The organism is Halomonas sp. ND22Bw, assembly GCF_003011945.1.
GTDB lineage: Bacteria > Pseudomonadota > Gammaproteobacteria > Pseudomonadales > Halomonadaceae > Halomonas > Halomonas halophila.
In genome coordinates, this window is record NZ_PXWD01000003.1 from 394,556 (window position 1) to 418,190 (window position 23,635).

A 23,635-nucleotide genomic window follows, 5' to 3' on the forward strand; every position below is an offset into this window, starting at 1 on the left:
TCTTGAGCTCCGAGCCTTATTCGGCGGCGCTGGTGGTGTCGCCTTCCGGGTTGCGGGCGTTGTAGTAGGCCTGCTCGGAGATAGCGTGGTAGTTCTCCACCTTCTCCTGGAAGGCACGGTAAGACTCGTAGATCTTGCCGGCCATCTCGCTGGACTCGGCCAGCTCGGCGACCACGTCTTCGGAGTGCTCCTTGGCCTGGGCCAGCACGTCGTCCGGCAGACGGCGCAGTTCGACGTCGTGCTCGTTGATCAGCGTCTCCAGGGCGTCGTTGTTGCGGGCGGTGTACTCGTCCAGCACGTCGGCGTTCACGTCGCGGATGGCGGTGCGCAGGATCGCCTGGAGATCGTCCGGCAGCGATGCCATGGCCTCGTCGTTGACGATCGCCTCGAACATCACGGTCGGCTCGTGCCAGCCCGGATAGTAGTAGTAGTCCGCGGCCTGGTGGAGGCCGAAGGCCAGGTCGTTGTAGGGGCCGATCCACTCGGTGGCATCGATGGCGCCGGACTGCAGCGAGGTGAAGATCTCGCCGCCGGGCATGTTGACGATCGCCACGCCCATGCGGTTCATGACCTCGCCGCCGAGGCCCGGCATGCGCATCTTCAGGCCGTCTAGATCGTCGACCGAGTTGATCTCCTCGTTGTACCAGCCGCCCATCTGCACGCCGGAGGCACCGGCGGCCATGACGTCGACCCCGAACGGCTCGTAGAGCTCGTTCCACAGCTCCAGGCCGCCGCCGTAGTGCAGCCAGGCGTTCATCTCCTGGGCGTTCATGCCGAACGGCACGGCGGCGAAGAACTGGGCCGCCGGCGCCTTGCCCTTCCAGTAGTAGGAGGCGGAGTGGCCCAGCTCGGCGGTGCCCTCGGACACGGCGTCGAAGACCTCGAAGCCGGGCACCAGCTGGCCGGCGCCGAACACCTCGATGGTCAGCCGGCCGTCGGACATCTGTTCGACCAGCTCGGCGAGGCGCTCGGGGCCCTGGCCGACGCCGGGGAAGTTCTTCGGCCAGGAGGTCACCATCTTCCACTCGAAGGTCTCCTGGGCCTGAGCCTGGGCCCCGACGAGCAGTAGGCCGGTGGCGGCACCGGCGAGGGTAATGGCGTTGGCGAGTGACGTGCGTTGCATGCTTGCTCCCTAGATCTGTTGTGGCGTTGTTGAACCGGGGATTCCGGCAGGGCAGGGCTTGCACAAGGCTCGGCCGGGCCGAGCCGTCGTGGGAAGGACGGTGAGTCGCTTCCGACACTGTAGTCGTCGGCGCCCGCGTCTCGTCCACGGGGCGCCAACGCTGCGCTGGGGCCGGCGCCGCTAGAACTGCTGCGGCAGCCAGGTGGCCAGCTGCGGGAAGAACGACAGCGCGATGAGCATCGCCAGCTGCAGGGCGATGAACGGCATCACGCCGCGGTAGATAGCCGAGGTCGGCACCGAATCCGGGGCCACCCCGCGCAGGTAGAACAGCGCGAAGCCGAACGGCGGCGTCAGGAACGAGGTCTGCAGGTTGATGGCGATCATGATGCCCAGCCACACCGGGTCGAGGCCCATGGCCAGCAGGATCGGGCCGACGATCGGCACCACCACGAAGGTGATCTCGATGAAGTCGAGAATGAAGCCGAGCAGGAAGATCACCAGCATCACGATGAGGGTGGCGCCGACCACGCCGCCGGGCATGCTCTCGAACAGGTGGGTGACCAGCTCCTCGCCGCCGTAGGCGCGGAACACCAGCGAGAACAGCGCCGCGCCGATCAGGATCAGGAACACCATGGTGGTGACGTCCACGGTGGAGCGCAGCACCTCCTTGAGGGTGGCCATGTCCAGGCGGCGATAGGCCAGGGCCAGCACCAGCGCGCCGAAGGCGCCGACCGCGGAGGCCTCGGTGGGCGTGGCGAAACCGCCGAGGATCGAGCCCAGCACCACCACGATCAGCACGATCGGCGGCACCAGCCCCTTGAGCAGCAGCAGGCCGAGGCCGCCCTGGTGGCCGAGCTCCTCCATCAGGTCGCGGCGATCGACGGCCGGGGCGGAGGCGGGCTTGATCCAGGCGGTCACGGCGACGTAGACGATATACAGCCCCACCAGGATCAGGCCGGGCACCAGCGCGCCCATGAACAGGTCACCCACCGAGACGGTCTTGGGACTGAAGATGCCCATCGACAGCTGGGCCTGCTGGTAGGCGGAGGACAGCACGTCGCCCAGCAGCACCAGGGCGATGGAAGGCGGGATGATCTGGCCCAGGGTGCCGGTGGCACAGATGGTGCCGGTGGCCAGCGGCATGCTGTAGCCGCGCTTGAGCATGGTCGGCAGCGACATCAGGCCCATGGTGACCACGGTGGCGCCGACGATGCCGGTGGAGGCGGCCAGCAGCATGCCGACCACGGTCACCGAGATGCCGAGGCCGCCGCGCAGCGAGCCGAACAGCAGCGCCATGGCCTCGAGCAGCGTCTCCGCGACCCGGGATTTCTCCAGCAGTACCCCCATCAGCACGAACAGCGGCACCGCCAGCAGCGTCTGGTTGCTCATGATGCCGTAGAGGCGGTTGGGGAAGGCGGCCAGGTAGCCGCCGTCGAAGTTGGCGTCGACGCCCAGCGCCTCGAGGCCGAAGCCCAGGCCGGCGAAGGCCAGGGCGGTGCCGGCCAGCGACAGGGCGACCGGGTAGCCAAACATCAGGACGGTGCAGATCACGGCGAACAGCACCAGTGGCATGAACTCCAGCATCACAGGTGCTCCTCGTGGTGGTCGGGGACGTCGGCCTCGGGATCGAAGCGGCCGATCAGGATCAGCAGATTACGCGAGGCCTCGACCAGGCCCTGCAGGATCATCAGCCCGGCGAACACCGGGATCAGGGTCTTGAGCAGGAAAATGCCGGGGATGCCGCCGGTGTCCGGCGAGGTCTCGAGGATCGCCCAGGACTTGCTGACGTAGCCCAGGCTGGACAGGATCACGAAGGTCATGAAGGGCAGCAGCAGGAACAATGTGCCCAGCAGGTCGACCAGCGCCTTGCGCTTCGCCGTCATGGCCCGATAGAAGATGTCCACCCGTACGTGGCCGCCGTGGCGCAGGGTGTAGCCGGCGGCCAGCATGAACACCGTGGCGTGCATGTACATCACCGATTCCTGCATGGGGATGCTGTTGATGCTGAAGGCATAGCGCAGCACCACGATCAGGAACTGGACCAGCATCATCAGCAGGATCAGCCAGGACAGGCCGCGGCCGAGCCACTCGGAGAAGCGGTCGAGCCGGGCCAGGAGGCTCGGGAGCTCGTGGGTGGAAGGCATGGGCGATCGCTCGAGGTTGCAAGAATGTCGAGATATTAGCGCCGTGCGTTGAAACGGCCCAGCCGACTATACGGGAATTGGTCAACGCCTGTCAGAAGGCCGGGTGGGACATTGGTCTTACCCCTGCCCCGATGCCGGGGCGCTAGGCGCGGCCCAGGCTGGTGCGGCAGGCGTCGGGCAGCTGGATCTCGATCGCCACCGGCAGGTGGTCGGAGAACAGGTGCTCCAGCACCTCGACCCGGTCGGCCTCCAGGGAGTCGGAGAGCAGGATGTGATCCAGGGCGCGGCGGGGCTGCCAGGAGGGATAGCTCAGCGGCGGGCGCACCGGATGCAGCGGCAGGGCCTCGCGGAAGCGCGAATGGGCGTGGATCTGGTCCGGCGTGCAGTTGAGGTCGCCCATCACCACCACGTGGCGCAGGGGCTGGATCAGCTCGCTGAGGTAGTCGAGCTGGCGCACGCGGCCGCGATGGCTCAGTGCCAGGTGGGCGACGAACACGTGCAGGGCGTCGGGGCCGTCGCCGAAGCGGGCGTGGATGGCGCCGCGGCCGGGCAGGGTGCCGGGCAGGCGGTGCTCCTCGATGCGCGCCGGGGTCAGCTTCGACAGCAGGCCGTTGCTGTGCTGGGCCACGCGACCCAGGTTGCGGTTCAGCTGCTGGTAGTGGTGGGGGAAGCCGGCGTGGCTGGCCAGGTATTCGACCTGATTGACGTGGCCGGAACGGAAGCTGCCGCCGTCCACCTCCTGCAGGCCGACGATGTCGAAGCCGCCGAGCACCTCGCCCATGGCGTCGAGGCGCTCGCCGCGGCGGGGGTGGGGCAGCAGGTGCTGCCAGCCCCGGGTCAGGTAGTGATGGTAGGCCGAGGTCTGGATGCCCACCTGCAGGTTGAAGGTCAGCAGCTTCAGGGGCTTCCCCTGCGGGGCCAGGCCCCTGTCCTCGGCCGGATGGGTCATGTTATTCGGCCCGCTCCTCGCGCACCTGGTCGACCAGGGCGCCGGCGATCTGCGGCATGTTGTCGAGGCTGCCGGCGGTGCTCGGGCTGACCACGAAGCGGCCGTCGACGATCAGCGCCGGCACGCCCATCAGCTTCATGCTGCGCATCCGCGCATGGGCGCGGTTGACCTGGGACTTCACGCCGAAGGCGTCCAGGGCGTCGAGGGCCTCGTCCTCGCTGACCCCGTACTGGCTGAAGAAGGCCGCGATGTCCTCGCTGTCGGTCAGCTGGGCGCCCTGCTCGTGGATGGCGTCGAAGAAATCGCTGTGCATCTGCTGCTGAATGCCCAGCTGCTGCGCCGCATAGAAGGCGGTGGCGTGGCGGTTCCAGGCGCCGCCCATGGTGGCCGGCATGCGCTGGAACTCGACGTCCTCGGGCAGTTCGTCGACCCAGGCGTTGAGGCTGTCTTCCAGAGCGTAACAGTGCGGGCAGCCGTACCAGAAGGCCTCGGTGACCTCGATCTTGCCGTCGGCGACCTGGGTCTGGACCGGCTCGTCGAGCACGGTGTAGTCCTGGCCGGCGACCGGCGCGGCGGAGGCGAAAGTGGACAGGCCGAGGCCGGCCACGGCGACCATCAGTGACTTGAGCATTCGGGGAGTCTCTCCTTGATATGACGTGTGCCTAGCGCCGTCGTTCGAGAACGGCGTTCGCGACCTTGGAGTCGCCGCCGGGCCAGGGGTTCCCTGGCGCCGGCGGTCTCGGCGCGGCCAGGCTCAGTGCAGCCCGTGCACGTAGTTGGCGACCGCCTCCATGTCGCGCTCGCTCATCTTGGCCGCGATGTCGCGCATGATAGCGCTGGCATCGTTGGCGCGCTCGCCGGCGGCGAAGGCCTGCAGGGTGGTGACGACATAGTCGCGCTGCTGGCCCGAGAGGGCCGGGTAGCCGGCGCTGCCGATGCCCGTGCCGGTCGGGGTGTGGCAGGCCGCGCAGGCCGGCAGGCCTTTCTCCATGTCGCCGGCGCGGTACAGCTCGCGGCCGCGCTCGACCAGGGCGGGATCGGGGTCGGCCTGGCCCAGCGCCGGCTCCATGCCGGCATAGTAGGCGGCCACGTCCCAGGCGTCCTGGTCGGAGAAACCGTCCACCTGGCCGACCATCTGCGGCACCTGGCGGTTGCCATCGCGGATGTCCATGATCTGCTTGGCCAGATAGGAGGCCTGCTGGCCGGCCAGGTTGGGAAAGGCCGGGGTGATGCCGATACCGTCCTGGCCGTGGCAGGCGGCGCAGGCCGCGGCCTTGTCGCGACCCGCGGCGGCGTCGGCGTCGGCCAGGGACGCGGCATGGGTGGCGCCGGAGGCGCCCAGGGTAATGGCCAGGCTTGCCAGAAGCTTTCTCATCGCGAATCCACACTGCCGTTTTGGAGTGGAGCGGGCGGGGTCGCCTGTCGCTGGCGTTGGGTGCACGGTGTATACTGCCGCCCCCGGCCGCAGACAAAATCGACTGCAGTATAAAAGGAACACCGGAATCGCGGAAATGCAACCCGCGACGCCCTTGATCGACGTCAGGAACCCCGCCATGTCGCGCCTCAATTATCAGGCAGCCAGCTTCATCACCAGTGCGCCGACGCTGGCGAAATGTCCCGCCGATGCCGGGGCCGAGGTCGCCTTCGCCGGCCGTTCCAACGCCGGCAAGTCCAGCGCCATCAACGCCCTGACGCGCCAGAAGGCGCTGGCGCGCACCTCCAAGACCCCGGGTCGTACCCAGCTGATCAACTTCTTCTCGCTGGGCGAGGGCGACGCGCATCGCCTGGTCGACCTGCCGGGCTACGGCTATGCCAAGGTCCCCGAGCAGGTGAAGCTGGAGTGGCAGCGTCACCTTTCCGACTACCTGCGCCGGCGTGCCTCGCTGCGGGGGCTGGTGCTGCTGATGGACGTGCGCCATCCGCTCACCGAGTTCGACCAGACCCTGCTCGGCTGGGCCGACGAGGCCGACATGCCGGTGCATATCCTGCTGACCAAGGCCGACAAGCTGAAGCGTGGCGCGGCCAAGAACGCCCTGCAGCAGGTGCGCTCGCGGCTGCGCGAGTGGGAGGATCTGGTGACCGTGCAGCTGTTCTCGTCGCTCAAGAAGGACGGCATCGAGGAGGTGCATCAGCGCCTCGACGACTGGCTGCTCTCCGAACCCCAGTAAGCCTCGGCGTCGCTCGGCCGGTCGACACCTTCCCCCGGTGCCCCGGCCGAGTGCTTCACATCATTCCTTACCCAGCCTCTCCAGCAGCGCCGGCAGCTCGCGGATATGCGAGAGCCGGTGCACGCCGGCGGGCATCGCCTCGCCGTGGGGCGTGTCGCCGGCGATCCAGGCCGCCTGCATGCCCAGCCGCACCGCCGGCAGGATGTCCTCCTGCCAGGAATCGCCGATATGCATCGCCCGCTCGGGCGTGGTGCCGAGCTTGGCCAGCGTCATCAGGAAACAGCGCGGGTCCGGCTTGGGGGCGTGCATCTCGCCGGCGGCGATCGAGACCTCGAAGTGGCGCGACAGTTCGAGCCGGTGGAAGGCGAGGTTGCCGTTGGTGATCGAGGCCAGCCGATAACGCTGGCGCAGATCCTCGAGCATCGGCTCCACTTCCGGATAGGGCGAGACGCGCAGGCGCAGGCCGTGGAACTGCTCCATGGCCGCCAGCGCCCACATCCAGGCCGCCGAACGCGGCAGGCCGAATGCCTCCAGCAGCGCACACAGCGCCTGCTCGCGAATCCAGGTGAAGTCGCCGCGGCGCAGCGGATGGCGCTCGGCCAGCTCGCGCCTCATGCGCTGGTAGGCCTCGATCGGCATGCGCTCACTGAAGCGGCCCAGTTGATGCTCGCCGCGTTCGGCGAGCCAGGCGGCGAGAGACTCGTCGAGCCAGGCGTAGTGGCCGTCCTCGGTGAGGGTCATCACGCCCTGGTTGTCCCACAGGGTGTCGTCGAGATCGAAGGTCAGGGCCTGGAGAGGGCGCTGGCCGGGGTGGTGGCCGGGGTGGTGGAGAGGGCGTCGGGTCATGGGGAAGTGTCGCTGTCATCGGGGCGGCGTCGCGCCCGGGGGTGTGCCGCGTCGTACCCGGTGGCCAGGTGCTGCCAGTCCAGCCGGGTGTAGACCTGAGTGGTAGACAGGTGGGCATGGCCCAGGAGTTCCTGGACCGCGCGCAGGTCCTGGCTGGATTCGAGCAGGTGGCTGGCGAAGGAATGGCGCAGGCGGTGCGGATGCAGGTGCTCGTCGAGGCCGCGCCGGCGGGCCAGCTGGGCCAGGCGCTGCTGGATCGCCCGATGGCCGAGGCGCCCGCCCCGGGCGCCGACGAACAGCGCGCTCTCGCCGTCGCCTGCCAAAGCGCCGCGCAGGCTTAGCCAGGCGTCCAGGGCCTGGCGGGCGCGTCCGCCCACCGGCACCTGACGCGGCTTGCCGCCCTTGCCCAGCACCCGCACCCGCTGGGGCTGAAGGTCGCTCAGGTCCAGCGCCGCCAGTTCGGCCAGGCGTAGCCCGCTGGAGTAGAACAGCTCGAGCATGGCCTGGTCACGCACCGCCAGCGGCGAGCCGTCGTGGGGCGTGTCGAGGAAGCGCGCGAGGGCGTCCACGTCCACCGGGCGCGGCAGGTCCTTGGGCGCCTTGGGCGTGCGCACCAGTTCCGTCGGGTTGTGGGCCAGCCGGCCGTCGCGGCGCAGCCATTCGGCGAAGCGCGCCACGGCGGCACGGCGGCGGGCCAGGCTGCGCGGTGCCAGGCCGCGGGCCCGCTCGCCGCCGAGGAAGCGCCGCATCAGGGCCACGTCCAGCGCGCCGCCGTCGTCCACGCCCTGGGCATCGAGGAAGTCGGTCAGCGCCGCCAGATCCTGCCGATAGGCGCTCACCGTGGCCGGGCTCGCGGTGCGGGCGAGCTCGGCGAGGCAGGCCTCGACCTGACGCGCCAGCAGGGTGTCGTCAGCCATGGCGGGCGGGTGCCAGCCGCACCAGCAGGCGGGCGACCACGTCACCGACGTACTCGGTGAACAGGGTGTCCATGCTGGCGCGGAAGTGGTCCGGGTCGGGGCTGGCCAGCACCAGGTAGCCCATGGGCTCGCCCAGGGTCAGCCGCGCCAGGGCGCAGGAGCCGGCCTGTTCGGGCGCCGGCGCATGGGGCAGCAGGCGCTTCCAGTCGCCGGGCGTGAGCCGTACACAGCGGCTGGTGCGGCCGTCGAGCAGCGCATTGAGGCGCCGGGTCGCGTGATCGTCGAGCACCTGGCGGGGGGCCTGGGGCGGGGTCGGCTCGTCGTCGGTGAGCGAGGCCGGGCACCACAGCGCCAGCGCCGGGGTCTGGAAGCGTTCGCTGAACTGGGTCGCCAGCGCCTGGCCGAGGGCGTCGCCGTCCTCGGCCTCGAGCAGCGCCAGCACCAGCTCGCGGGTGCGCCGGTACTGGGCCTCGTTGTGGCGGGCCGACTCGAGCAGCTGCTCGAGCCGGTCTTCGGCCTGCTCGGCGCGGCCGCGCAGGTCGTGCACCAGGCGTTCCAGCAGGGAGGTGGCGCCCCGGGCCTCGGGATGCGGCACCCGGAGCTGCTGCAGCAGGCCCTCGCGGCCGACGAAGAAGTCCGGATGGCGGGCCAGCCACTGGGCGACGACGTCGGGGTCCAGGGTCTTGCGCGGCTCGGGGGCGGCTTGGCTCATGGGCGATCTCTCCTCTGCGTTGGGCGCGCGGTGTTGTCGGTCTTTATGCCAGGGGCACGCGTCCCTCGAAGACCCGCGTGGCGGGTCCGGTCATGGTCAGGTGGGCGTCGTCGCCGGACCAGGCGATCTCCAGGTCGCCGCCGGGCAGGTGCACGGTGACCGGGCTCTCGAGCCAGCCCAGGCGGATGCCGGTGGCCACCGCGGCGCAGGCGCCGGTGCCGCAGGCCAGGGTCTCGCCGCTGCCGCGCTCGTACACCCTCAGCCTGATGTCATGCGGCGACACGACCTGCATGAAGCCGGCGTTGACCCGTTTCGGGAAGCGCGGGTGATGCTCGATGAGCGGGCCCAGGCGCTCCACCGGGGCGCCGTCGACGTCGTCCACCCGCAGCACCGCGTGAGGATTGCCCATCGATACCACGCCGACCTCGAGGGTCTCGCCCTCGACGGTGAGCGCGTGTCGCGGGCGATCCTCGTCGGCCTCGAAGGGCAGCGCCTCGGGGGCGAAGCGCGGGGTGCCCATGTCGACGCGCACCCGCTCGTCCTCCTCGACCACCAGGGTCAGGGGGCCGCCGGCGGTCTCGACGCGGATCTCGTGCTTGTGGGTCAGGCGCTGGTCACGCACGAAGCGGGCGAAGCAGCGGGCACCGTTGCCGCAGTTCTCCACCTCGCTGCCGTCGGCGTTGTAGATCCGGTAGCGGAAGTCCATGTCGGGGTCGCGCGGCGGCTCGACCACCAGCAGCTGGTCGAAGCCGATGCCGAAGCGGCGGTCGGCCAGGGCGCGGATCTGCTCGTCGCGCAGCCGCGCCCGCTGGCTGATCAGGTCGACCACCATGAAGTCGTTGCCCAGCCCGTGCATCTTGGTGAACTGCAGCAGCATCAAGGCGTCTCCGCGCTGTCGTCCGGCAGCACCGCTTCGCCGGCCCACAGGTCCTCGAGGCGCTCGCGGCGGCGCACCAGGTGGGCGCGATCGCCGTCGACCATGACCTCGGCCGGGCGCGGGCGGCTGTTGTAGTTGGAGGCCATGACGAAGCCGTAGGCGCCGGCGGAGCGCACCGCCAGCAGGTCGCCCGGGGCGATGGCCAGCTCGCGGTCCTTGCCGAGGAAGTCACCGGTCTCGCACACCGGGCCGACCACGTCGTAGGTGTCGCTGGCGCGCTCGCCGGTAGTGTCGACCGCCAGGATCGCCTGCCAGGCCTGGTACAGCGAGGGCCGGATCAGGTCGTTCATGGCCGCGTCGACGATGGCGAAGTTCTTGGTCTCGCCGGGCTTGAGGAACTCGACGCGGGTCAGCAGCACGCCGGCGTTGGCGGCGATCGAGCGGCCCGGCTCGAACAGCAGGGTCAGGCGCTCGCTGCCCGGCCAGCACGACAGCCGCTCGAGCAGCGCGGAGGCGTAGTCGAACGGCTGCGGCGGGCGCTCGTCCTGGTAGGTCACGCCGAGGCCGCCGCCGAGGTCCAGATGCTCGATCTCGATGCCGTCCTCGCGCAGCTTCTCGAGCAGCACCAGCAGGCGGTCGAGGGCGTCGAGGAAGGGCGTGGTGTCGGTGAGCTGGGAGCCGATGTGGCAGTCCAGCCCGGCCACCCGGACGTGTTCCATGGCGGCGGCCTGGCGGTAGACCTCGTAGGCCTCGTCCACCGGGATGCCGAACTTGTTGTCCTTGAGCCCGGTGGAGATGTAGGGGTGAGTGCCGGCGTCGACGTCGGGATTGACCCGCAGCGAGACCGGGGCGACCTTGCCCATGCCCCGAGCCACGGCCTCGAGGCGCTCGAGCTCGGCCCGCGACTCGACGTTGAAGCACTTGATGCCCACCGACAGCGCGCGCTCGAGCTCGTTCTCCTCCTTGGCCACGCCGGAGAACACCACCTTGGCCGGATCGCCGCCGGCCACCAGCACCCGCTCCAGCTCGCCCACCGAGACGATGTCGAAGCCGGCACCGAGCCGCGCCAGCAGGTTGAGCACCGCCAGGTTGGAGTTGGCCTTCACCGCGTAGCAGATCAGGTGCGGGTGGCTGCCCAGGGCCTCGGTGTAGGCGCGGAAGTGACGCGCCAGGGTGGCCTTGGAATAGACGTAGCAGGGCGTGCCGAATTCCTCGGCCAGGCGCGGCAGGGCCACGTCTTCCGCGTGGAGCACGCCGTCGCGATATTCGAAATGGTCCATCAGTCTTCCTCGGCGCTGCGTGTGTCGTCGGCGTTGGCATCGTCGCCCTGGGCATCGTCGTTGCCCTGGGCGTCGTCGTTGCCCTGGGCGTCGTCCTGCGGGTCATTCTGGGGCGCGTAGCGCTCCGCGGCGGCCTCGTCGCCGGGCAGGTAGAGCGGGCCCTTCTGGCCGCAGCCGGCCAGCAGGGCGAGCGTCAGCAGGGCGAGGGGGGCGAGGCGGCGCATCAGCCCTCGCCTCCCCGGGTGTCGGCAGCGGTCAGCGCGGCCAGGGCCTCGCGGGCCCGCTGGGCGGCGGCGCGTACCTGGTCCGGGGCGGTGCCGCCGATGTGATTGCGGGCGGCCACCGAGCCTTCGAGGGTCAGCACCTCGAACACGTCCTGCTCGATGACGTCGGAGAACTGGCGCAGCTCCTCGAGGCTCATGTCGGAGAGGTCCTTGCCCTCGCGCAGCCCGTAGGCCACGGACTGGCCGACGATCTCGTGGGCGTCGCGGAAGGCCACGCCGCGGCACACCAGGTAGTCCGCCAGGTCGGTGGCAGTGGAGAAGCCCTTGCGCGCGGCCTCGCGCATGCTGTCGGCCTTGGCCTCGATGGCCGGCACCATGTCGGCGAACGCCTTGAGGCAGTCCTGCACGGTGGTCACGGCGTCGAACAGCGGCTCCTTGTCCTCCTGGTTATCCTTGTTGTAGGCCAGCGGCTGGGACTTCATCAGCGTCAGCATGCCCATCAGGTGGCCGTAGACGCGGCCGGTCTTGCCGCGCACCAGCTCGGGCACGTCCGGGTTCTTCTTCTGCGGCATGATCGAGGAGCCGGTGCAGAAGCGGTCGGGCAGGTCGATGAAGTCGAACTGGGCGCTGGTCCACAGCACCAGTTCCTCGCTCATGCGCGACAGGTGCATCAGCAGGGTGCTGGCGAAGGCGGTGAACTCGATGGCGAAGTCGCGGTCGCTGACGGCGTCGAGGCTGTTCTCGGCGGGGCGGTCGAAGCCCAGCAGCTCGGCGGTCACGTGGCGGTCGATCGGGTAGGTGGTGCCGGCCAGGGCGGCGGCGCCCAGCGGCAGCACGTTGACCCGCTTGCGGCAGTCGAGCAGGCGTTCGTGGTCGCGGGCGAGCATCTCCTGCCAGGCCAGCAGATGGTGGCCGAAGGTCACCGGCTGCGCGGTCTGCAGGTGGGTGAAGCCGGGCATGATGGTGTCGGCCTCGCGGTCGGCCAGCGCGATCAGGCCCTGGCGCAGGCGGGCGAGTTCGGCGGCCACGGTATCGATCTCGTCGCGCAGGAACAGGCGGATGTCGGTGGCCACCTGATCGTTGCGCGAACGGCCGGTGTGCAGCTTCTTGCCGGTGATGCCGATCTTGTCGGTGAGCCGCGCCTCGATGTTCATGTGCACGTCCTCGAGGTCCACCGACCACTCGAAGGTGCCGGCCTCGATCTCCGCCTGGACCTCGTCGAGGCCGGCCAGGATGGCGTCGCGCTCGTCCTCGGTGAGCACCCCGACCCGTGCCAGCATGGTGGCGTGGGCGCGGGAGCCCTGGATGTCGTGGTGGGCCAGACGCTGGTCGAAGCCGACCGAGGCGGTGAAGCGGGCGACGAAGGCGTCGGTGGGCTCGCTGAAGCGGCCGCCCCAGGACTGGTTGGTGCTATCGTTCGTCGGGGTTTGGCTCATCGGGCTGGCATCCTGCATGACGGTAAGAGGGAGGCGGCGAGCGGCGGGCCGTGCCGGCTTGACATGGCGGAAAGTGTACCAGAGTCCGCGGGTCAGGCGAGGGGGCCGGGCGCTTCCCCGGCCGTCGCCCCGGCGCCCCGCGCATGCCTGGCGGCGACGATCGGAAGGCGGTCCTGGCGGGGCGGCGATTTTCCTGGCCTGCCGGGTCCTTTATGATGAAGTGATATCAGAGATCACCGGGCGCCCGCGCGATGGGAGGCGCCGGCGCTATGAACCGGGACGGAGAGAAGCCTGTGCAAGCCATGACAACGTTGCGTATCGCCACCCGCAAGAGCCAGCTGGCCCTGTGGCAGGCCGAATACGTCCGTGACCGCCTGATGGCGACGCACCCCGAGCTCAAGGTGGAGCTGGTGCCGATGTCCACCCGCGGCGACAAGATCCTCGACACGCCGCTGGCCAAGGTCGGCGGCAAGGGGCTGTTCGTCAAGGAACTCGAGGAGGCGATGCTCGACGGCCGCGCCGACATCGCGGTGCATTCCATGAAGGACGTGCCGATGCATTTCCCCGAGAGCCTGGGGCTGTCGGTGATCCTCGAGGGCGCCGACCCCACCGACGCCTTCGTCTCCAACCACTACGCTTCCCTGGACGAGCTGCCCGAGGGCGCGCGCATCGGCACTTCCAGCCTGCGCCGCGGCCTGCAGATGCGCGAGGCGCGCCCCGACCTCGAGGTGCTGAGCCTGCGCGGCAACGTCCAGACCCGCCTCGGCAAGCTCGACGACGGCGAGTTCGATGCCATCCTGCTGGCCACCTCCGGGCTCAAGCGCCTGGGGCTCGGCGACCGCATCACCATGGAGCTGCCGCCGGAGGTCTGCCTGCCGGCCTGCGGCCAGGGGGCGCTGGGCATCGAGTGCCGCATGCACGACGCCGAGTTGATCTCGCTGCTGGCGCCGCTCGATGACCCGGCCACCGCCACGCGGGTGCGCGCCGAGCGCGCCATGAACACCCGCCTCGAGGGTGGCTGCCAGGTGCCGATCGGTGGCCATGCGGTGTTCGAGGACGACGGCCAGACCCTGTGGCTGCGCGCCCTGGTCGGCAACCCCGAGGGCTCCGAGGTGCTGCGCGCCGAGGGCCGCGGTTCGATCCACGAGCCCGAGGCGCTGGGCATCCGCGTCGCCGAGGAGCTGCTGGACATGGGCGCCGGCGATATCCTCGCCGAGGTCTACGGCGGCGGCTGATGGCGAATTCGCCGGTACTGATCTGCCGTCCCGGCTCCCGGGCCGCGGCGCTGGCCGAGGCCATCGCCGCGCGCGGCTTCGCCGTCGAGCACGGCGAGGCCATGGCCCTGGAGGCGCTGCCGGAAACCGCCGAGCAGCGGGCTGCCTGGCTGGACTTCGATCAGTTCCGGCGGGTGGTGGTGGTCAGTCCCTTCGCCGCCGAATGCCTGGCCGAGGCGCTGGATCGCTACTGGCCTCAGTTGCCGGTGGGCATCGACTACTATGCCGTGGGCGCGGCCACCGCCGAGGTGCTGCACCGCGAACTCGGCGTGCGCGTGCATGTGCCGCCGGCCGGCGGCGGCGATACCAGCGAGGCGCTGCTCGGCCTGGGGTCGCTCACGCGACTCGACGAGCAGAAGGTGCTGCTGGCGGCGGGCGAGGGCGGCCGGGCGCTGCTCGGCGAGACGCTCACCGAAAGGGGGGGGCGGCTGACCCGGCTGGCGCTCTATCGCCGCCGCCTGCTCGAGCCCGACACGGCGCTCGCCAGCCGGCTCGCCACGGGCGACTATCGTGCCCTGGTGGTGACCAGCGGAGAAATCCTCGAACATCTGGCAAGATGGTGCTCGCGCGCCGCCTTGCACCAACCGCTAATCGTGTCCAGTACCCGGTTGGCTACACTGGCCGGCACGCTGGGGTTTCGTCGCCCCGTGGTGGCGGCGGGAGCCACGCCCGCCGCGCTGGCGAAGGCCGTGGCCGAGGCAGACCCGGAGAGGGCCGATGTCGATCATGACGATCTCGAAAAGGGCTAGCGACAGATGAGCAAGCAATACAACGATCAGGACGAACAACAGACGCCCTCCGGCGCCGGGAATGGCGCCGACTCGTCGCCCCAGGTCGAGGCCGAGGCGAACCCGAGCAGCGGCACTTCCTCACGCCGGTCCCGGCGTCGTGGCAAGGGCGGCGGCGCGGCCAAGGGCAGCGAGTCGAACGGCGACAAGGCTTCTTCTCAGCAGGCGTCCGCCAAGCCCGACGCGTCCGGTGGAAGCAAGGCCGATGCCGCCGCGCCGGCCAAGGGCACCGCCTCCGCCGGCAAGAGCGGCGGGGCTTCCCCTTCGGGCAGTGCGAAGACGGGCGCGGCAAGCAAGCCGGCCTCGGGCAAGTCCGGCGGCAGCGGGGGTACCGCCAGTGCCGCCGGCGGCAATGACGGTTCCGGCAAGGGCGGCGGCAAGGCCGGTGCCCTGGCGCTGGGGCTGGTGATCCTGCTCGGCGCCGGCGGTGCCTACTTCGGCTGGCAGGTCTGGCAGCGCCTCGACGCCCAGCGCCAGGACCTGGCCGCGCTGCCCGAGCAGCCCGCGACCCAGGGCGCGCTGGATGACCTGGCCTCGCGGCTGGAGAACGGCCAAAGCGAGCGCGATGCTGCCATCAGCGACCTGCGCAGCGAGTTCTCCGACTACCGCGGCAGCGTCGACGACGCCCTCGACCGGGTGCTCGAGGAGCTGGCCAGCGAACAGCAGACCGACGAGCGCGACTGGCTCCACGCCGAGGCCGCCTATCTGCTGCGCCTGGCCAACCAGCGCCTGCAGCTCGAGCGCGACGTCGAGGGGGCCATGGCGCTGCTGCGCACCGCCGATGCCCGGCTGCGCGAGGCGGACAACCCGGCGCTGCTGCCGGTGCGCCGCGAGATCGCCTCCGAGCTGGCCGAGCTGGAGGCCGTGCCCCGGGTCGACCGTACCGGCCTCTACCTGGCGCTGAACGCCCAGCAGGAGCGGATCGCCGGGCTGCCGCTGGCCCAGGACATCGAGGAGATCGCCGCCAACTCCACCATCGAGGAGGCGCCGAGCGGCGGCTGGCAGCAGCAGCTCTCGCGCTTCGGCGAGGAGCTCAAGGACCTGGTCACCGTGCGCCAGCATGGCGAGGCGATGGAAGCGCTGATCACGCCGGAGCAGGAGTCCTACCTGCGCCAGAGCGTGCGGCTGATCCTCGAGCAGGCCCAGCTGGCACTGCTCAAGGAAGAGCAGGAACTCTACGACGCCAGCCTCGACAAGGCGTTGACCCTGATCGACGGCTACTACGATACCGACGACGAGGGCGTGCAGGCGGTCCTGAACCAGCTCGAGGCGCTCCAGGGTCGCACCATCCGCCCCGAACTGCCGGACATCAGTGCCTCCCAGCAGGCGCTGGCCGAGTTCGTCGATCGTCGCTTCGAGGCTAGCGGCAACGGCCAGGGAGGCGCGTCATGAGAAAGCTGATCCTGCTCATCGTCGTCGGGCTCGCGGTGGGGGCCCTGTTCGGCCAGCTGATGATGTCGGTGCCCGGCTACTGGCTGGTGCGCGTCGGCGACACCTCCTACCAGACCTCCTTCTGGTTCGGCCTGGTGCTGCTGCTGGCGGCCTTCATCGTGCTGCACTTCGCGCTGCGCCTGCTGATGCGCCTGTCGCGGCCGGTGTCGCGTTTCAAGGTGTGGAACAGCCGCTCACGCAACCGCACCGCCATGAAGCGCACCGTGCGCGGCCTGGTGGCGCTGGCCGAGGGCCGCTGGAAGCGCGCCGAGAAGTCGCTGGTCAAGGCCGCGGACGACTCCAGCACGCCGCTGGTCAACTATCTCTCCGCCGCCCTGGCGGCCCACTACCAGGGCCGCTACGAGCAGGCCGACACCCTGCTCAAGCGCGCGCATCTGAGCACCGAGGGCGCCGACACCGCGGTGGGCATGATGCAGGCCCAGCTGATGCTGGATCGCCAGCAGTACGAGGAGGCCCTGGCCATCCTCACCCGCCTGGACCGCCATCTGCCCAATCACCCGCAGGTGCTCAAGCAGCTCAAGCAGGCCTACATCAGCCTCAGCGACTGGGACGGCCTGCGCCGCCTGATGCCGCGGCTGGGGGCCCAGCAGCTGATCTCGCCGGAGGAACGCGATCAGCTCGAGCTGCAGGCCTACCGCGAGCTGATCGGCCGCGAGGCGCGTCAGCCGGGCGACATCGAGCGCGTCCGCAACCTGTGGGCCGACATGCCCGAGCCGCTGCGCAACAACGTCGAGCTGATTGTGCTCTACGCCGAGGCGCTGGTGCGCGGCAACGAGCAGGGCATCGCCGAGCGCCTGCTGCGCCACTCGCTCAAGGAGCAGTGGGACAGCCGCCTGGTGCTGCGCTACGGCCTGCTCGAGGTGGACGCCGCTCGCCAGCTGGTGGTGGCCGAGAAGTGGCTGCAGGAGCGGCCCAATGATCCTGACCTGCTGCTGACCCTGGGTCGCCTGTCGCTGCGCAACGCCTACTGGGGCAAGGCCCAGGAGTACTTCGAGGCCAGCCAGCGTCAGCGTCCGAGCGGGGTGGTGTGCGCCGAGCTGGCGCGGCTCTACGCCAACCTGGGCGAGCACAACAAGAGTCAGCTCTACTACCGCCAGAGCGTCGAGATGCTCGACAAGTCGCTGCCCTCGCTGCCTCAGCCCACCGAGCCCGAGGATACCCTGGCGCGCAACGGTAGCCGGCAGGCCTCCTGAACGAGGCATCACCCGCCGGCCGTTGCCGGCGGGGCAGGCAAGACAGAGCAGAAAACGAAAGAAGGGGCTGCCGATCGGCAGCCCCTTCTTCGTCGTGCGTTCTGCACCTGGATCAGAAGGCGGGCAAGGCCCCGGGCGGCGCCCGTCGGCGCCGCCCGGGGCTCATTCCGCGTCGTCCTGGTTGTGGACCTCCTGGGAGGCACCGGTGTCGGCCGGGCCGAAGTGGGCGTCGTGCTGACGCTCCTCGGGCTTGGCGACCTGCTTGTCGAGGATGCGCAGGTTGGCCGGCGGTGCGCTGCCATCCTTGTTCTCCCCGAAGTAGAGCGTGGTATGCGGGAAGGGGATCTCGATGCCGGCGGCGTCGAAGTGCAGCTTGACCAGCCGGTTGTAGGCGCGGCCCACGGCCCACTGGTCGCCGGGGGTGGTCATCAGGCGCACGCGGATGTTCACCGAACTGTCGGCCAGCGCGATCACCCCGGCCACCTCCAGCGGCTCGAGCAGGCAGGGCTTGACGTCCTCGTCGTTGGACAGGTCGTCGAAGGCGTCGCGCAGCGCCTGGATCGCCTCGTCGATGTTCTCGCGGTAGGCGATGCCGTACTCGCCGACGTGGTAGGCGAAGTCGCGCATGTAGTTGGACACGGTATCGACGCTGGAGAAGGGCACCACATGGTAGGTGCCGGAGAGGTCACGGATGCCCACCGAGCGGATGCTCAGCTTCTCGGCCACCCCGGTGATGCCGCCCACCGTGATCACGTCGCCGGTGTTCATGGCGTTCTCTATCTGGATGAAGACGCCGGTGATGATGTCCTGCACCAGCTTCTGGGCGCCGAAGCCGATGGCCAGGCCCAGCACCCCGGCGCCGGCGATCAGCGGGCCGATGTTGATGCCGATCTCGGACAGCACGATCATCGCCGTCAGCGTGACCAGAGCGATGGCCAGGGCGTTGCGGAACAGCGCCAGCAGCGTCTGGGTGCGGGCCGAGGGCACGCCACCGGTCTCGGGATTCAGCTTGTGCTCGATCAGGCTGGCCAGCCCCAGCCAGGCGGCGGCGGCCACGATCAGGATCAGGATGACGCTGACCAGCTTGCCGACCAGACCGCGTCCCGTCTCGGAGGCGTACCAGGCGGCGAGGTCGAAGGCGCCCCAGGCGTTCAGCACCAGCATCACCACCACGATCAGGATCAGCGCCCGGGCCACCCGCAGCGCGGTGGGCACGTAGCTGTTGAGGCGCGACTCGAGCAGCGGCAGCTTGCGACGCAGCTCGTCGTTGAGGCGGATGCGCCGGCCGATGGTCTGGGTCAGGAAGGACGAGATCAGCATTCCCGCCAGCACGATCACCAGCGTCTTGAGCGTGGCCAGCAGCACGAACGGCAGGGCGGTCTCGGGCCGGGTCAGCGTCAGCACCAGCACCACCGTGAAGTAGGCCAGGGCGAACAGGTGCCAGGTACGAGCGAACAGCTGCAGCGAGACCCGGCTGGCGGTCATGGTGGTCTGCCCGGCCTTGTGGTTCAGCGCCTGGCGCAGATTCTGGCGATTGCGCATCACCACGGCCACGGCATAGACGTAGGCGCCAAGCATGATCAGGGTGCCCACGGCGCTGCCCAGCGACGGTGACAGGTAGGCGTTGACCAGCGGCACCACCACCATCAGGCCGTAGCCGGCCAGGCCGATCAGCCGGGCGATCCAGCGGTTCCAGTAGCGGGCGCTGTCGGCGCCGATGGGCAGCAGGCGCAGCCCCTCGTAGTGCGAGGCGAACAGCATCCGCACCGCGGCCTTGAGCAGCTCGATGACCAGGAAGGCGTTGAGGAACAGCGAGGCGCGGGTCGACAGCTCGCCGCTTGCGCCCACCGCGAAGGTCGCCACCAGGTTGCCGCCAACGTAGGCCAGCGACACCACCAGGGCGTCGATCAGCGCCGCCACCGCGACGCACACCACCAGGCGCAGCAGCGGCTGCAGGCCCTGGCCGTTCAGCGAGTACTGGCTGAGACGGGTGAAGAACGGGCGCACCAGGCGGCGGATGGCGACGAACAGCACGAAGGTCGCCAGGATCACCAGGCCCAGGTTGAGGGCGGCGCTGGTGAAGGCGCTCATGTCGAAGCCGCCGTCATCGACCAGGCCGCCGCCGAACAGGCCGGTCAGGGTGTCGAAGACAGTGCCGAGCTGGCCGCCGAGCTCATCGACGACGTGACTGGTGGCATCGGCCAGCTGGCGCGGCAGCGAGGGCTCGCTGGCCACTTCCTGGGCGGCTTCGGTGGCGGCGTCGGTCGGTATCTGGGCCTCGGCGCGCAGCTGATCGATCAGCTGCTGGCGTGTCTCGGGGTTCTCCAGCAGGCTGGCCAGGGTGGCATTGGCCGCCTGCTGGCCCTCGGGGCCCTGCTGCGCCTGCAGCGGCCCCGAGGCCAGCAGCAGGCAGGCCAGCAGCCAGCCGCCTAAAAGGAAGAGGGTTCGTCTGGGGAGCGTCACGCGATGGGCCTCCGTGTCGTGGCGTGGATGGTGAAGCGGGCATGGGGATAGCCGGCATCTTCCCAGTCTGCGTGGAAGGCGTCGAGCCCCACGGGTGCTTCAATGGTGTACGAGAGTTGTACATATGTCGAATATTGTGTCACCTTGGGCCTCAAGCCTGAACGGCGACGTTTCCTGCAAGCAAGCATGACGTTGCGCCATCCCTCCCCGGGGTGGCGTTTTTTGTGGTGCCTTCTCGGCTCGGCTAGCATGGTCGCGAATTCACGCGGAGACGCACCATGAGCGTCGGTATCCTGGGGCTGGGCCTGGTGGCGATGGGAGGCGCGCTGGGCGGCATGGCCCGTCTGGCGGTGGGCGAGCTGGCGGCACGCTGGCTGGGGCGCGGTTTCCCCTGGGGCACCCTGGCGGTGAACGTGCTGGGCTGTCTGGCGATCGGCGCCCTGGCGCCGGCGCTGGGCTGGCCGATGACGGCATCGCCCGCCTGGTCGCTGCTGGCGGTCGGCGGGCTGGGCGGCTTCACCACGGTGTCGTCCTTCAGCCTGCAGACCCTGACCCTGTGGCAGGAAGGGCGCCCCGGCCCGGCCGTGGCCAACGTGCTGGTCACCCTGGTGGTGGGCGTGGCCGCTGCGGCGCTGGGCTGGTGGCTGGCCGGAGGCGGCGCATGACGGGCTGGCGGAGCTACCTGGCGGTAGGGCTCGGCAGCGGTCTGGGGGCGCTGGCGCGCCATCTGGTGGGGCTCGGCGTGATGCAGGCGCTGGGCAGCGCCTTCCTGTGGGGGACGCTGGCGGTCAACCTGATCGGCTCCTGGCTGATCGCCGCCTTCGCGGCCCGGGCGGCCCGCCGCCTCAACGGCCATGCCGCCCGCTGGCAGCCCTTCCTGGTGGCCGGCTTCTGCGGCGGTTTCACCACCTTCTCGCTGTTCGGCCTGGAGACGCTCTATCTGCTGGAGACGTCGCGCCCCGGGCTGGCGCTGGCCTATGGCGTCGGCAGCGTGCCGCTGTGGCTCGCCGCCGCCTGGTGGGGGCAGCGGGTCGGGCGCGGCTCTCTATAGGCGCCCGACTCCGCGCCTGAGGTTACAGGCGCCCGACCCCACGCCTGAGGGCATAGGCGCCCTCGGTTCATCGGGCGCGCCCCTTCCTAGAATCAGCTCGAGGTCTTGCTGCGCTTTGGTTTCGGTTCCGGCTTGGCCTTGGGTGGCTCGCCGGCGTCGGCCTGGCGCTTCTGGCTCGGGAAGTGCTCGCGCACCAGGGTCAGCAGGCCCTGGGTGGAGCCGTCGAAGTCCTGGCTGTGCTCGTCGATGCGCTCGCTGATCTCGCCGGCGATGCGCTTGCCGAGCTGCACGCCCCACTGGTCGAAGGAATTGATGTTCCAGATCACCCCCTGGACGAAGACCTTGTGCTCGTACAGGGCGATCAGCGCGCCGAGGTTCTTCGGCGTCAGCTCGTCGAGCAGCAGGGTGCTGGAGGGGCGGTTGCCCGGGCAGCTGTAGGGGTCCAGCTCGCTGCCCTTCTGGCTGCCCTCCATGAAGGCGTTGGCCTGGGCCAGCATGTTGGTCAGCAGCGCGAAGTGGTGGTCCTCCATGCCGGGCTCGGGCTTGAGCGAGGCGATGAAGTCGATCGGCACGTAGCGGGTGCCCTGGTGCAGCAGCTGGAAGAAGGCGTGCTGGCCGTTGGAGCCGGTCTGGCCCCAGACGATCGGCCCGGTCTTGTAGTCGACCGGATGCCCGAAGATGTCCACCGACTTGCCGTTGGACTCCATGTCGAGCTGCTGCAGGAAGGACGGCAGCTGATGCAGCGCCTGATCGTAGGGCACGATGGCGTGGGTCTCGGCGCCGGCGAAGTTGATGTACCAGATCCCGATCAGCGCCATCAGCACCGGCATGTTGGCGTCGTGGGGCGCGTTCAGGAAGTGCTGGTCCATCTCGTAGGCGCCTTCGAGCATCTCCATGAAGCCCTCGAAGCCCACGGCCAGGGCGATCGGCAGGCCGATCGACGACCACATGGAGTAGCGCCCGCCGACCCAGGCCCAGAATTCGAAGACGTTCTCCTCGCGGATGCCGAACGCCATCGCCGCCTTGCGGTTGGTGGAGGCGGCGACGAAGTGCGCGCCCACGTCGGCGTCCTCGCCGGCGTGCTCCAGGAACCAGCGCCGCGCGGTCTTGGCGTTGAGCAGCGTCTCCTGGGTGGAGAAGGTCTTGGTGGAGACGATGAACAGCGTGGTGGCCGGATCGAGACCGCTGAGCACCTTCTGGATGTGGGCGCCGTCAACGTTGGAGACGAAGTGGAAGTTGAGCTCCGGATGGCGGTACTTGAGCAGCGCGCGGCAGGCCATGTTGGGGCCCAGGTCGGAGCCGCCGATGCCGATGTTGACCACGTCCTTGATGCGCTCGCCGCTGTAGCCCTTCCACTCGCCGCTGCGTACCGCCTCGGAGAAGCGCTGGATCTGCTCGCGGGTGCGCTGGATCTCCGGCATCACGTCCTGGCCGTCGACCATCAGCGGCCCCTCGCCGACGTTGCGCAGCGCGGTGTGCAGCACCGGGCGGTCCTCGGTGACGTTGATGATGTCGCCGGAGAACATCTGGGCGCGGCGCTGGACCAGCGCCGAGTGATCGACCAGCTCGAGCAGCTTCTCCAGCACCGCCGCCGAGATGTGGTGCTTGGAGTAGTCGAGGAACAGGCCGCCGACGCGCAGGCTCATCTTGTCGAAGCGCTGCGGATCGGCGGTGAAGTAGTCGGCGATGCGATCATGGGCCGTGTCGGCATGCAGACGCTTCAGGGCCTGCCAGGTGACGCTGCGGGTGAGCTGAAACATGCAAGGTGTCCTCGTTATGGTCGTTCTCGTGTCGCTTCTTGGCGGCGATTAGTCGGTGCGCGTGGAGATCCAGCCGCCGGCATCGGGGATGTCGATCTCGACGTCGCGGTCGAGCGAGGGCGAGCTGAGCATGAAGTCCGCGCTGGCGGGATTGCAGGCCACCGGCACGTTCCACAGCGCGGCCAGGCGCAGCAGCGCCTTGACGTCGGGATCGTGGGGCTGGGGCGCGAAGGGGTCCCAGAAGAACACCAGCAGGTCGAGGCCCTGTTCGGCGATGCGCGCGCCGATCTGCTGATCCCCGCCCAGCGGCCCGCTCATCAGCGGCTCGATCTCGAGCCCCAGCTGCCGGGCGAGACGAGTCGCGGTGGTGCCGGTGCCGACCAGTTCGTGGCGGGCCAGGGTGTCCTGCCAGCGCTTGGCCCAGGCCAGCATCTCCGGCTTCTTGCCGTCGTGGGCGATCAGCGCGATGCGCTTGCGGGCCGGCAGGGTGCGGCGGATGTCCCGCCGCGGGCGTGTCTCATTCATGCTGGGCTTCCACCTCGAGAATCCTCAGGGTATTGGTGCCGCCGTGGGCGTTCATGTGATCGCCGCGGGTGAGGATGACGTGATCCCCCTGGGCGGCGATGCCCTGAGCCACCACCCGGGCCAGGGCCTGGTCGTTGAGCTCGTCGGCCGACATCTCGCTGGTGTCGAAGGGCAGCGAGATCACCCCACGATACAGCGCCATGCGCCGCTGGGCGACGGGGCTGTGCGCCAGCCCGACGATCGGCAGCCCGGAGCGGATGCGCGAGGCGATCAGCGGCGTATAGCCGGTCGAGGTCATGCAGGCGATGGCGGCCACGCCTTCCAGGTGGTTGGCGGCATACATCGCCGACAGGGCGATGGTCTCGTCGATCTGCGAGAAGCCCTCGTGGATGCGGTGGCCGGAGGACTGGGCGACCCGCTCGCGCTCGGCGCCCAGGCACACCCGGGCCATGG

General features: G+C 69.7%; 24 protein-coding genes. 7 read left to right on the forward strand and 17 right to left on the reverse strand.

Annotation, left to right across the window (positions count from 1 at the left end):
* Positions 1 to 16: 16 nt before the first annotated feature.
* From CVH10_RS06920 to CVH10_RS06945, 6 genes are all read right to left on the reverse strand, one after another.
* Positions 17 to 1,123 (reverse strand): TRAP transporter substrate-binding protein, encoded by a 1,107-nt coding sequence (locus CVH10_RS06920; RefSeq protein WP_106488188.1) that lies wholly within the window; start codon positions 1,121 to 1,123, stop codon positions 17 to 19.
* A gap of 180 nt (positions 1,124 to 1,303) precedes the next feature.
* Entirely contained in the window at positions 1,304 to 2,707 is a 1,404-nt protein-coding gene (locus CVH10_RS06925) for a TRAP transporter large permease subunit (RefSeq protein ID WP_035595064.1), read from the reverse strand.
* Positions 2,707 to 3,267, reverse strand: a complete 561-nt coding sequence (locus tag CVH10_RS06930; protein WP_106488189.1) for a TRAP transporter small permease subunit — start codon at positions 3,265 to 3,267, stop codon at positions 2,707 to 2,709. Before CVH10_RS06930 ends, CVH10_RS06925 begins: the two co-directional genes overlap by 1 nt.
* Before the next feature lie 142 nt (positions 3,268 to 3,409).
* Positions 3,410 to 4,216: an endonuclease/exonuclease/phosphatase family protein gene (locus CVH10_RS06935; protein ID WP_035595070.1), complete on the reverse strand. Its 807-nt coding sequence runs from the start codon at positions 4,214 to 4,216 to the stop codon at positions 3,410 to 3,412.
* Position 4,217: 1 nt separating this feature from the next.
* Positions 4,218 to 4,847: a thiol:disulfide interchange protein DsbA/DsbL gene (locus CVH10_RS06940; protein ID WP_035595074.1), complete on the reverse strand. Its 630-nt coding sequence runs from the start codon at positions 4,845 to 4,847 to the stop codon at positions 4,218 to 4,220.
* Positions 4,848 to 4,970: 123 nt separating this feature from the next.
* Positions 4,971 to 5,591, reverse strand: a complete 621-nt coding sequence (locus CVH10_RS06945) for a cytochrome c (protein ID WP_035595077.1) — start codon at positions 5,589 to 5,591, stop codon at positions 4,971 to 4,973.
* Positions 5,592 to 5,769: 178 nt separating this feature from the next.
* Between CVH10_RS06945 and yihA the strand changes: the two genes are divergently transcribed.
* Positions 5,770 to 6,384, forward strand: coding sequence for a ribosome biogenesis GTP-binding protein YihA/YsxC (gene yihA / locus CVH10_RS06950; RefSeq protein ID WP_106488190.1), 615 nt, complete (start codon positions 5,770 to 5,772; stop codon positions 6,382 to 6,384).
* Positions 6,385 to 6,444: 60 nt separating this feature from the next.
* Here the strand turns inward: yihA and CVH10_RS06955 are convergent, their stop codons facing one another.
* From CVH10_RS06955 to argH, 7 genes are read right to left on the reverse strand one after another with little or no spacing between them, the layout of a single operon-like run.
* Positions 6,445 to 7,230, reverse strand: a complete 786-nt coding sequence (locus CVH10_RS06955) for an HAD family hydrolase (protein WP_052052429.1) — start codon at positions 7,228 to 7,230, stop codon at positions 6,445 to 6,447.
* Positions 7,227 to 8,147 (reverse strand): tyrosine recombinase XerC, encoded by a 921-nt coding sequence (locus CVH10_RS06960; RefSeq protein WP_035595185.1) that lies wholly within the window; start codon positions 8,145 to 8,147, stop codon positions 7,227 to 7,229. The genes CVH10_RS06955 and CVH10_RS06960 overlap by 4 nt, the downstream gene beginning before the upstream one ends.
* A complete protein-coding gene (locus tag CVH10_RS06965; RefSeq protein WP_106488191.1) occupies positions 8,140 to 8,859 on the reverse strand; it encodes a DUF484 family protein in 720 nt (239 codons plus the stop codon). Before CVH10_RS06965 ends, CVH10_RS06960 begins: the two co-directional genes overlap by 8 nt.
* Positions 8,860 to 8,902: 43 nt before the next feature.
* The gene (dapF, locus tag CVH10_RS06970) at positions 8,903 to 9,736 is read right to left on the reverse strand and encodes a diaminopimelate epimerase (protein ID WP_106488192.1); all 834 of its coding nucleotides are present in this window, start codon (positions 9,734 to 9,736) and stop codon (positions 8,903 to 8,905) included.
* Positions 9,736 to 11,016 (reverse strand): diaminopimelate decarboxylase, encoded by a 1,281-nt coding sequence (gene lysA, locus CVH10_RS06975; RefSeq protein ID WP_035599852.1) that lies wholly within the window; start codon positions 11,014 to 11,016, stop codon positions 9,736 to 9,738. Before lysA ends, dapF begins: the two co-directional genes overlap by 1 nt.
* On the reverse strand, positions 11,016 to 11,240 hold the full coding sequence (locus CVH10_RS06980) for a lipoprotein (protein WP_106488193.1): 225 nt from the start codon (positions 11,238 to 11,240) through the stop codon (positions 11,016 to 11,018). The genes lysA and CVH10_RS06980 overlap by 1 nt, the downstream gene beginning before the upstream one ends.
* Complete coding sequence (gene argH / locus CVH10_RS06985) at positions 11,240 to 12,676, reverse strand: argininosuccinate lyase (protein ID WP_035599857.1); 1,437 nt, start codon at positions 12,674 to 12,676, stop codon at positions 11,240 to 11,242. The genes CVH10_RS06980 and argH overlap by 1 nt, the downstream gene beginning before the upstream one ends.
* A 293-nt stretch (positions 12,677 to 12,969) precedes the next feature.
* Here argH and hemC point away from each other — a divergent pair, with 293 nt between their 5' ends.
* From hemC to CVH10_RS07005, 4 genes are read left to right on the forward strand one after another with little or no spacing between them, the layout of a single operon-like run.
* Positions 12,970 to 13,911, forward strand: coding sequence for a hydroxymethylbilane synthase (gene hemC / locus CVH10_RS06990; RefSeq protein ID WP_035599859.1), 942 nt, complete (start codon positions 12,970 to 12,972; stop codon positions 13,909 to 13,911).
* The gene (locus CVH10_RS06995; RefSeq protein WP_106488194.1) at positions 13,911 to 14,699 is read left to right on the forward strand and encodes a uroporphyrinogen-III synthase; all 789 of its coding nucleotides are present in this window, start codon (positions 13,911 to 13,913) and stop codon (positions 14,697 to 14,699) included. Before hemC ends, CVH10_RS06995 begins: the two co-directional genes overlap by 1 nt.
* A gap of 6 nt (positions 14,700 to 14,705) precedes the next feature.
* A complete protein-coding gene (locus tag CVH10_RS07000; RefSeq protein WP_106488195.1) occupies positions 14,706 to 16,130 on the forward strand; it encodes a uroporphyrinogen-III C-methyltransferase in 1,425 nt (474 codons plus the stop codon).
* Positions 16,127 to 17,383: a heme biosynthesis HemY N-terminal domain-containing protein gene (locus tag CVH10_RS07005; RefSeq protein WP_035599865.1), complete on the forward strand. Its 1,257-nt coding sequence runs from the start codon at positions 16,127 to 16,129 to the stop codon at positions 17,381 to 17,383. Before CVH10_RS07000 ends, CVH10_RS07005 begins: the two co-directional genes overlap by 4 nt.
* Positions 17,384 to 17,545: 162 nt before the next feature.
* Here the strand turns inward: CVH10_RS07005 and ybiO are convergent, their stop codons facing one another.
* Positions 17,546 to 19,846 carry a mechanosensitive channel protein gene (gene ybiO / locus CVH10_RS07010; RefSeq protein WP_106488196.1) on the reverse strand — a complete coding sequence of 767 codons (2,301 nt, stop codon included), beginning with the start codon at positions 19,844 to 19,846 and terminating at the stop codon, positions 17,546 to 17,548.
* A 278-nt stretch (positions 19,847 to 20,124) separates the two neighbouring features.
* Between ybiO and crcB the strand changes: the two genes are divergently transcribed.
* Together crcB and CVH10_RS07020 are read left to right on the forward strand one after the other, a co-directional pair.
* Complete coding sequence (gene crcB, locus CVH10_RS07015; protein ID WP_035599870.1) at positions 20,125 to 20,511, forward strand: fluoride efflux transporter CrcB; 387 nt, start codon at positions 20,125 to 20,127, stop codon at positions 20,509 to 20,511.
* Positions 20,508 to 20,897 carry a CrcB family protein gene (locus CVH10_RS07020; protein WP_106488197.1) on the forward strand — a complete coding sequence of 130 codons (390 nt, stop codon included), beginning with the start codon at positions 20,508 to 20,510 and terminating at the stop codon, positions 20,895 to 20,897. Before crcB ends, CVH10_RS07020 begins: the two co-directional genes overlap by 4 nt.
* A 92-nt stretch (positions 20,898 to 20,989) precedes the next feature.
* Here the strand turns inward: CVH10_RS07020 and pgi are convergent, their stop codons facing one another.
* The 3 genes from pgi to CVH10_RS07035 all read right to left on the reverse strand — a co-directional run.
* Positions 20,990 to 22,657, reverse strand: a complete 1,668-nt coding sequence (gene pgi, locus CVH10_RS07025) for a glucose-6-phosphate isomerase (RefSeq protein WP_106488198.1) — start codon at positions 22,655 to 22,657, stop codon at positions 20,990 to 20,992.
* A 48-nt stretch (positions 22,658 to 22,705) separates the two neighbouring features.
* The gene (locus tag CVH10_RS07030; RefSeq protein WP_035599878.1) at positions 22,706 to 23,182 is read right to left on the reverse strand and encodes a methylglyoxal synthase; all 477 of its coding nucleotides are present in this window, start codon (positions 23,180 to 23,182) and stop codon (positions 22,706 to 22,708) included.
* A partial coding sequence (locus CVH10_RS07035; protein WP_369335745.1) for a pyruvate kinase alpha/beta domain-containing protein occupies positions 23,175 to 23,635 on the reverse strand: 461 nt, incomplete at its 5' end. The genes CVH10_RS07030 and CVH10_RS07035, both read right to left, overlap by 8 nt.